The sequence below is a fragment of the Heliobacterium chlorum genome (assembly GCF_014502795.1).
In the GTDB taxonomy this organism is placed as follows: domain Bacteria; phylum Bacillota; class Desulfitobacteriia; order Heliobacteriales; family Heliobacteriaceae; genus Heliobacterium; species Heliobacterium chlorum.
In genome coordinates this window covers 1-1,630 of record NZ_JACVHF010000085.1, presented here as the reverse complement: position 1 = coordinate 1,630, position 1,630 = coordinate 1, and the positions used below count along the sequence as shown (strand labels likewise).

Sequence of the window (1,630 nt, the reverse complement as noted above, 5' to 3'; positions counted from 1 at the left end):
CCGACGTAGATTTCGTGGTGCTGGAATACCCCGGTGACGTAATCATCGAAACCAACCTTTCCGTAAACGGCGGATCGATGTGGCAGGGATGGCAGACGGCCACAAACGGTGGACCAGTGCCGGGCCTTGCAACCGGCATGAATCTTTTGGATGTAACGATACAAGTACGACAAACCCTAACGACCGATGTTCCAATTTCACCGAAACTGAACGGGTTTTGCCTAATGATCGAGGGGGAACGACCTGCAATCCCTTCGGTCGGTTCTTCTTTACAGGTGCTCCCTAAGAATCAGGCTAAATCGGTCACGGCGAAGATAAAAACTAGTGTGGACGGCGTGACCTATTCGGCTTGGCAAACGGTTAACATGGGGCAGGTAATTTCAGTCCCTTATCCTGGATTTTTTAAACTCGCCAACTATGGTGGTCCTATCCGCTATCTCAATTCCAAAATGCCCTTGGAAGAGTCAATAACCGTATGTGGTGAGGTGATTGTCGCCTAATGGGTGAACAATTAGATATAAAAGGTGAATGGTTTTTCGAGGTGGAAGGGGGTGCCGTGATCGGCCCCCTTTCTAATTTTATTACCAGTGCCGGGATGCTATTGTTGGCCCAGACTGTATCCAACCTTCCCAGCCCATATTTAGTGGTGGGTGATGATTTAGCCTCCGGTGAAACCATTACCGAAGTGATACGGAAGCCGGTCTCAACCATTGTTGTTTCGGGTAATCAAATCCGTTTTCGGACGCAGCTCTTGCAGAATGAAGGTAACGGGAACCACTCGAAAGCGGCGATTTTTATCGGAGGAACCAACGTGACCGGAACCGGAACTATGTTGAATTTGTTGTCTCAACCCTGGTCGAAAACGTCGAATACCATTCTAACCGTAGAGACCCGAATCACGATAACGGCGACAGTGTAATGGAGGTGACCCGGTGCCGATCATCAACGCATTTAAGAGTGGAATCAGCGTGATCGATGAAGCCACCATGAATTCGATCCTATCCTTGCAGCCCTTTTCCTTGATATACGACGGAACGCAAGTGGACGGCAAGACCGGCACAGGCGTAACGCAATTCGACAATGCGAGCTATGATATGGCAATCTATTTTACTGCATTAAATGTTACCGAAATTTCGCGGATCGAACTGGATGTTTTCAAAGCCGGGAATGGGGCCGATGTAACGGTGGAGATTCGATCCGGCCTTGTTACCGATGGCAGTACGGACGGAACCCTGCTGCAAAAGATGGTGCTGCCTGCTGAATTTATCCCGACAACGAAAGCCTATGTAAGCATCCCCTTCGATCTAACTGGCCTAACGAGTGGGGCAAGGTATTGGCTGGTGATTCGCAAAAATGGAGATGCAATGAATTACTTTCGGCTTAACGGCGAAGCCGCAACCGACGCGAACTATCCCTGCTATTACCGGACGGGGACGGGTGTATGGGCAAGTACAACTGCAACCCATTTCAAGATTTTTTCCGGTGAAAGCGGAGAACTAAAGCATGGTATGTACGGCGATGGCTTTACCACGATTGAGTTTAGCGGCGAAATGATCCGCAAAATGTACCGTTACCTGCCCCCGGCGGGGACAACCCAAGGTGGGATTCGGGATGTGTTGACCTATACGTG

General features: G+C 49.7%; 3 protein-coding genes. All 3 read left to right on the top strand.

What is annotated here, in order from left to right; translation table 11 throughout:
• On the top strand, window positions 1–500 hold a 500-nt coding region (locus H1S01_RS22805; protein ID WP_207732434.1), incomplete at its 5' end, for a hypothetical protein.
• Window positions 500–919, top strand: a complete 420-nt coding sequence (locus H1S01_RS22800) for a hypothetical protein (RefSeq protein WP_188042146.1) — start codon at window positions 500–502, stop codon at window positions 917–919. The genes H1S01_RS22805 and H1S01_RS22800, both read left to right, overlap by 1 nt.
• Window positions 920–932: 13 nt before the next feature.
• A partial coding sequence (locus tag H1S01_RS22795) for a hypothetical protein (protein WP_188042145.1) occupies window positions 933–1,630 on the top strand: 698 nt, incomplete at its 3' end.

Excerpts from the sequence above, each read along its gene's own strand:
- H1S01_RS22800 (WP_188042146.1), top strand. The coding sequence starts at position 500 with ATGGGTGAACAATTAGATATAAAAGGTGAATGGTTTTTCGAGGTGGAA.